This is a genomic window from Streptomyces sp. NPDC059787 (genome assembly GCF_042732315.1).
Classification (GTDB): Bacteria; Actinomycetota; Actinomycetes; order Streptomycetales; family Streptomycetaceae; genus Streptomyces; species Streptomyces atrovirens.
Genome location: NZ_JBHWHX010000056.1, coordinates 34,216 through 41,432, shown reverse-complemented (window position 1 = coordinate 41,432; position 7,217 = coordinate 34,216). Strand labels below are relative to the sequence as shown.

The following is a 7,217-nucleotide window of genomic DNA, read 5'->3' as shown; positions in this document are numbered from 1 at the left end:
GCGGGGCGCTGCCACACCCACACCTTCGAAGGAGCACACCGTGGACCAGCTCGACCTGTTCGCCGAGGAGACGTCCGTCCCCGCGACGTTCGCCGCCCGCCCCCGCCCGACCCGCACCCCCGCCGCCCCGCCGGCCCCTCGCCCGGCCCCCGCGCCCCGCCCGACCGCGCAGCTCACGATCCAGCCGGCCGCCGCGCCCGCCCCCGAGCCCGCGCCTCGCCCGGCCCCCGCGCCCCGCCCGGTCGTCGCCGCCAGTGCCGCCCCCGAGAGCCTGTTCGGCGATCCTCACCCCGAGGTGCCGTCCGTCCAGACGCCGATCCCCGCCCCGCGCCGCGTCGTGCCGCTGCTGATCGGCAACCCGCGCGACGCCGGACAGCGCCTGGGCGAGGCCGTCGCCGAGACCTGGCACGCCTCCAACTGGGGCGGCTACCGCATAGACATCCCCGTCAGCATCGTCGGCGGCCTGGCCCTGTTCCCCATCAAGGGCCACACCGAGGACGTCACCCGCATCATCAGCACCTCCAGCGACTACCAGCTCCTGCAGGGCTACCGCGAGATCTACGCCCACACCTGGTCCCAGCGCCCCGACCTGGGGGCCCGGATGGCACCGCTGATGGGCTGGCTCACCGAGCAGGGCGTGGAGGAGAAGGCGTACGCGGTGCGCCGGGTCACCGAGACCGCGCTGCGCTACGGCATCCTGCAGTTGACCGGCAGCCCGGACCCCTACTGCCGCGCGGACACCGACGTGATGTCGTGGACGATCACCTCGCTGCGCTCGCTCGGAGCCAAGCAGGGCCTCGGCGAGTACCACACCCCGCCCGAGCTGTGCGACCTGATGGCCCGCATGGTCTGCCCCGAGCCGCCCGAGAAGGGCTTCAAGTTCATGGAACCGGCCGGCGGCACGGGCGGCATGTTCCGCTCCCTCGCCCAGCATCTGCGCGAGATGCAGTGCGACCCGGCCGACTACGTGTGGGCGCTGAACGAGCTGGAGCCGCTGGCCGCGGCCGGCGCAGCCGTCAACGCCATCGTGTGGGGGCTGGGCCCGAATGTGGTCGTCGCTTGCGGCGACACCCTTCGGGAGGGTGACGTGCACGAGCAGGCCGTGCGGGAGCGTGAGGCGCTGTTCAGGGAGCGCGACGAGATCGTGGGCCGCCTGGCGGTGGCGGAGGCCGCGCAGCGGGCGCTGGCCCTCGCTGACCGGCTGATCAGCGGAAAGGCCGCCTGACCTGCGGGTTCGCCCCGAAAAATCTTGCCCCCCACCCAATTGCCGCTAGAATAAGAGGAATGGGTGAGGGGAGTCCCCCGCCCGCGACTGAGGAGGCACGCGATGGAGCGCGCGAACAACGAGATCCGCAACGACGAAAAGACCGCCGAGGAGTTCGACGAGTCGCCGTTCGGCTGCTGGCTGGCCGCCCGCGCCGCCGAAGCGATCCGGGCCGCGGCCGGCGGTCTCTGACGCGACAGGCGGCCCGAAGTCCGGGGTGCACGCCCCGGACTTCGGGCCGTAATGTGCCACACCATTCAAAAGAGAAACGCCCATCAAGGAGGAAGGCACCCCATGTACGCCACCGGCCAGCGCATCGCCCTCGTCGCCACCACCGACCCCCACACCGAACTCCGCCCCGGCGACGAAGGCACCATCCGCCGCTACACCCCCGCCCTCAACCAACTCGACATCGACTGGGACAGCGGCTCCCGCCTCTCGATGCTCCTCGACGAGGGCGACAGCGTCCGCCTCCTGCCCTGACCCGCCGCGTGGGCGGCGATGAACAACGCCGCCCACGCGAAAAGTGCCACACCACTCGACCGCAAGATCTCTTGGAGGGCCCCGTGCCGCAGGAAACCTTCACCCTCGACCCGGCCACCATCCAGTCCGCCATCAGCAAGGCAGCCGGCCGTGCCCGCCAGCTCGCCACCCGCTCCACCTGCGAGGAGCAGGACGCCGCCCTCGGCGTCGTCGCCTTCCAGCTCAACGCCGCTCACCGCCACCTTGACCGCGACGACATCAGCCAGGCCCGCACCGCCCTCACCACGGCCAGCAGCTACGCCAACAGTGAGGAGGCCAACACCCCCCTCCTCACCGGCGTCCCCCAGCTCGCCCAGACCGTCCGCGACTTCCTGGCCGCCCTCCCCGCCTGACCACCAAGCCAGCCCCGCCCCACCAGGGGCGGGGCCCCAACCAGCACCAAACCAACCTCTTGGAGAACCCAGTGCAACTCGCACCCTCGGCCCTGCACGCCACGGCCGAAACCCTCACCACCCACCTCGGCACCAACTTCTGGCAGATCAACGAACTCATCCTCGACGACATCGTCAGCCTCGACGGCCCTCACGACCGCCAGCTCTCCCTGCGCACGCTCGGCAACGGCAGCATCATTCAGATGTGGGCCACCGGCGGAGCCCAGCCCGACGACCCGCAGACCTTCGAGGGCTTCCCCCCGCTGATAAACGGCCGCCGCTGGCACACCTGGATCCACATCGGCGACCTCGAAGCTGACCAGGACCCTGCCACCGTCCTCCACACCACCATCGTCGAGCGCCTGCTGCCGGTCTTCGAGGCCAAGCCCCTGTACGTCGGCCACCGCCCCTGGGACCCCGAGCCTGAAACCGAGGCCGAGCCCGAGGCGACCGCCCAGACCGAAACCGAGCAGCCCGAGCCTGCGCCCGCCCCGGAGCCGAAGACCCCGGCCGACCCCGCGCCCGCACCCGCGGCGCAGGCCCCGGACAACGTCGTCCCGATGAAGGCCCGCCGCAAGCCCGCCGCCAGCAAGCCGACCACCCCGGCTGCCGACGCCGAGCCCAAGTCGCGGACCACCCGCAAGCGGACCCCCGCCAAGCCCGCCGCCAGCAAGCCGACCACCCCGGCCGCCGACGCCGAGCCCAAGTCGCGGACCACCCGCAAGCGGACCCCCACCAAGCCCGCCGCCAGCAAGCCGGCGACCTGACCCACCCCCAACCGGGCCGCCCACCCCACCAGGTGGGCGGCCCGACCCACACCCAAGGAGAACCTCATGTCCGTGCAGATCCATGACGACGACGCCCAAGGCGGCCACAGCTGGACCCCCGCCCGCGTCACCATCGACGAGGACCCCAACCAGCTCGGCCCCTACGACGCTGAGATCAGCTACCACCGCTGGATGGGCGACCTGGTCATCCCGCGCTTCACCGACGACGTCGTCCAGCAGCTCGCCAAGGACACCACCGACTGGGAGGCCCGCGTCTTCTGGCACGACGGATACGCCGAAGTCCGCTTCGAGGACGGCGGCCCCAACGGTGAGCCCTGGACCGAGCTGTGCCTGCCCGACGCCGACGACCGCTTCCAGATCGGTGGCCGGTCATGGGTGTGGCAGGCCCACGCCACCACCGACGCGGCCGAAGCTGGACGCCGCATCCACACCCTGTTCCAGCAGCAGCCGCCCACCCTCAAAACGCTGGCTCAAGTCCCGCCGATCCTCGCCGCCGCCGGCCTGGTCGTCGGACGCCCCCACCCGCACGGCGAGGACCGCACCCACCTGCACCGACCGGACCGCATCTTGGCCCCGGAGACCGCGGCCCGCCGGATCCACAAGATCCACCACGGCCGCGCAGCCGACCAGGACCTCCTGGACCGCGTCATCGAGGTCGTCGACCACACCGCCTTCGACCTGAACGCCGACTGACCAGGCCCCGAGCTCCGGAGGGGGCGGCCCACCGCCGTCCCCTCCGTTGGACCAGGAAGGACCACTCATGCCCGTCATCCCGCTCGACGGAATCCCTCAGCAGCACATCCCGATCGTCCACACGCCCAGCAAACTCGCCGTGACCCAACTGCTGCGCACCGGCACCCTCCGCCAGGGCCTCCACCCCACCCAGCACCCCTACCCCAGCGACATCGCCGAGGCGTACACCACCTTCGGCGGACGCTGCTGGATCCTCGCCCGCCAGTTCCCCATAACCGACCACCAAGGCCGCGCCATCCACAACGTCCGCCACGTCTTCACCACCGCCCCCGGACAACCCTGGTGGTCCCTGCCCATCCGCCCTGGCGAACGCGCCTACCGCTTCGACCCCGCCACCGGCGAACCCGTCGACAGCAGCGGACGCCCCTACCCTCACCCCGTCCTCCCGCACGACCTCGCCGCCCTCGAAGCCGAACGCTGCGGCCCCTACCGCGACGCCTTCGGCCTGTGCAGCGGCTGCGGCCTCCGAGGCCGCGTCCAACGTCGCTGCACCGCCGTCGACCCCCGACGCTCCCGCGAATCCCTGCGCTCTGCCTACGGCCAGCCCTGGAAGTGGGTGCCCTGCCCCCATAGCTGCGGCTACGTCGACAGGCCCGAGACCCGCCCGAGCATCCTGTACGGACTCGTCCCGCAGATCAGCCCCTCGCCCACGCTGGCCAACCCCGACGGCCCCCGCTGACCGCCAGGAGGACGACACGATGCCCCCGCACAGCCGGAAGTGGACGCCGGACGTACATTCGACTGCATAGATGAGCAGCCGGAACGTATCGACCCCACCACCGTCCCCTCCACGGCGACCCACATCCTGCGCTGCCTGCCGAACCAGATCGGCCCTTGCGCACGCTGCCAGGGCCTGACGGTGCGCTACGGACGCAACGCCCAGGTCGTTTGGGTCTGTGAAACCCGTGGTGGCCAGGGGGCGCTGCTGCTATCAGTGGAGAAGTCGTCAGCTTCTGGCAAGAACTGCTTCGAGGGAGGGGTAGGTGTGACACAGGGTTGGAAGATCGCTGTCTTGGTGGTGGCGGTGGCGGGCATCGTCTCGACGCCGTTGGTCTGGCTGCTAAACAGTCCGGACACCGGTCAGCTGGTCGGAGCTTCGGTCCAGGCAGCCGCGGGCATCGCTGCTCTGGTCTGGGCGCTGTTCCAGCAGCCGCCCTCCGGGCAAGTGCAGGGGCCGGTGGACAGGGCTGCCGAGACGGGCAAGGCCGAGGCCACGAACGGCGGCAGTGCCAGCAGCGGGGTGCGGCGACCCGAGGGTACGGGGAGCGGGTCGGCGACGGCCGAGCGGACTGGGGACGCGACTGCGGACGGCCCCGGCAGTGAGGCGAGCACAGGTGTCGACTACAGGTGATCACCCGAACGATCCCGCAGTCGACGGCGGTGTGGCCGTGGGCGGCCGGGTGGCCACCAAGGCAGGGGTGAGTGCGCGGGACACCGGTGACGCGCACGCTGCGGATGGTGGGGAGGCGGTGACCGGTTACCGGGGCCCCACACCCGGCAGCGCGGGCGTGCCATCGTTGGTGGAGATCTCCCTCACCGGTTCGGCGGTTGCGATCGGTCCAGGCGCGACCGCGGTCAGCGGGAGTCTGACTGTGCATCAGCGCGGACCGCAGGAACCGGCCGCCTGGCCGCACCAGGTTGGCGTGGTCCCGCCCCGGGCGCAGTCCTTCCAGCACCGGGTTGAGGCGGACCGGCTGCGCACGGTCGTGCAGCGCGGGGGCGTGGCGGTGCTGTGCCAGGTGCTGACCGGGATGGGCGGGGTGGGCAAGACCCAGCTTGCCGCTGACTACGCGTACACCGCGTGGCGGGACGGCGCGGTGGATGTTCTGGTGTGGGTCAGTGCCGCGACACGTTCGGCCGTGGTGACTGCTTACGCGCAGGCCGGCGTCGAGCTATGCCGGGCTGACCCCCATGCCCCCGACCGGGCCGCAGCCTCGTTCCTGGCCTGGCTCGCACCCAAGCCGAGCGGGGCACGGTGCCGGTGGCTGCTGGTGCTGGACGACGTCGCAGACCCTGCCGACCTGCGCGGACTGTGGCCACCCGACAGCCCCTGGGGCAGGACACTGGTCACTACCCGCCGTCGTGACTCCGCCCTGACCGGGACCGGGCGCCGCCTCGTTGAGGTCGGCCTGTTCACCCCCGCCGAAGCCGTCGCCTACCTGACCGAGACCTTGGCCGTCCACGACCGAACCGAACCCGACGACCAGCTCGCCGCCCTCGCCGCCGACCTAGGACACCTGCCGCTGGCCCTGTCCCAGGCAGCCGCCTACCTCACCGACGCCCACATCACCATCATGGAATACAGGGCCCTGCTGTCCGACCGCGCCACAGCCCTCGCGGAGGCGGCTCCCGACGTCCTGCCCGACGACCAGCACCACACGACCGCCGCTGCCCTCACCCTGTCCCTAGACCGCGCTGACAGCCTCCGCCCCCGCGGCTTGGCCCGCCCGATGCTGCAGCTCACCGCCTTCCTCGACCCCAACGGCATTCCGCAGACCGCCCTGACCAGCACCCCCGCACGCGTCCACCTCAACGCACACCGCACCCCCACCAGCGCTGAGGGTACACCGACGTCTGCCCCGGTCAGCGAGGCCGAAGCAGCCGCCGCCCTGCGTGCTCTGCACCGGCTCCACCTCATCGAACACACCCCCAACACTCCCCGTCAGGCCGTCCGCGTCCACCAGCTCACCCAGCGCGCCGTGAAGGACACCCTCACCCCCGACCAGCGCCACGCTCTCGCCCGCACCGCCGCCGACGCCCTGGTTTCCGTGTGGCCCGAGATTGAACGCGACACCGACTTCGCCCAGACCCTGCGCGCCAACACCACCTCCCTCACCAGCCACTCCGAAGACGCTCTGGTCCAGCCGGACGTACATGATGTGCTGTACCGAACAGGTGTAAGCCTCAGCCAGTCAGGCCAGGCCGTTGCCGCTCGCGCCCACTTCCGCCACCTCGCTGCCCAAGCTCGCCACCACCTCGGGCCGGATCACTCCGCGACCCTCGCCGCCCGCCACCGCCTCGCGTTTGAGCAGGGCATGGCGGGGGATGCGGTCGGCGCCGTCACCGCCTTCGCCGAGCTGCTGGCCGACCGGGAGCGAGTACTCGGCCCAGACCACCTCGATACCCTCGACACCCGTCACAGCCTCGCGTCCTGGCGGGGGGAGGCGGGGGATGCGGTCGGCGCTGTCACCGCCTTCGTCGAGCTGCTGGCCGACCGGGAGCGAGTACTCGGCCCAGAGCAAGTCTTCGGCACCCGCCACACCCTCACACTGTGGCGGGGGGAGGCGGGGGATGCGGTCGGCGCTGTCACCGCCTTTGTCGAGCTGCTGGCCGACCGGGAGCGAGTACTCGGCCCAGACCACCCTCACACCCTCGCCACCCGCCACGATCTCGCGGATTGGCGAGGGGAGGCAGGAGATCCGGCTGGCGCGGTTACCACCCTTGCCGGGCTGCTGGCTGACCAGGAACGGGTACTGGGCCCTGACCACCTCCGCACTC

General features: G+C 71.6%; 9 protein-coding genes. All 9 read left to right on the top strand.

Annotation, left to right across the window (positions count from 1 at the left end):
- Positions 1-1,225: N-6 DNA methylase (locus ACFV5H_RS33210; protein WP_385198549.1), on the top strand; the 1,225-nt coding region annotated here is incomplete at its 5' end.
- Positions 1,226-1,327: 102 nt separating this feature from the next.
- The gene (locus ACFV5H_RS33205; protein WP_385198548.1) at positions 1,328-1,456 is read left to right on the top strand and encodes a hypothetical protein; all 129 of its coding nucleotides are present in this window, start codon (positions 1,328-1,330) and stop codon (positions 1,454-1,456) included.
- A gap of 102 nt (positions 1,457-1,558) precedes the next feature.
- Positions 1,559-1,747 carry a DUF4314 domain-containing protein gene (locus ACFV5H_RS33200; protein WP_385198546.1) on the top strand — a complete coding sequence of 63 codons (189 nt, stop codon included), beginning with the start codon at positions 1,559-1,561 and terminating at the stop codon, positions 1,745-1,747.
- An 83-nt stretch (positions 1,748-1,830) separates the two neighbouring features.
- Positions 1,831-2,139 (top strand): hypothetical protein, encoded by a 309-nt coding sequence (locus tag ACFV5H_RS33195; protein ID WP_385198545.1) that lies wholly within the window; start codon positions 1,831-1,833, stop codon positions 2,137-2,139.
- A gap of 71 nt (positions 2,140-2,210) precedes the next feature.
- On the top strand, positions 2,211-2,945 hold the full coding sequence (locus tag ACFV5H_RS33190; RefSeq protein WP_385198544.1) for a hypothetical protein: 735 nt from the start codon (positions 2,211-2,213) through the stop codon (positions 2,943-2,945).
- A 66-nt stretch (positions 2,946-3,011) separates the two neighbouring features.
- Positions 3,012-3,659 (top strand): hypothetical protein, encoded by a 648-nt coding sequence (locus ACFV5H_RS33185; protein ID WP_385198542.1) that lies wholly within the window; start codon positions 3,012-3,014, stop codon positions 3,657-3,659.
- A 67-nt stretch (positions 3,660-3,726) separates the two neighbouring features.
- On the top strand, positions 3,727-4,398 hold the full coding sequence (locus ACFV5H_RS33180) for a hypothetical protein (RefSeq protein ID WP_385198541.1): 672 nt from the start codon (positions 3,727-3,729) through the stop codon (positions 4,396-4,398).
- Between the two features lie 39 nt (positions 4,399-4,437).
- Positions 4,438-5,070, top strand: a complete 633-nt coding sequence (locus ACFV5H_RS33175) for a hypothetical protein (protein WP_385198539.1) — start codon at positions 4,438-4,440, stop codon at positions 5,068-5,070.
- A gap of 118 nt (positions 5,071-5,188) precedes the next feature.
- A partial coding sequence (locus ACFV5H_RS33170) for a tetratricopeptide repeat protein (protein WP_385198538.1) occupies positions 5,189-7,217 on the top strand: 2,029 nt, incomplete at its 3' end.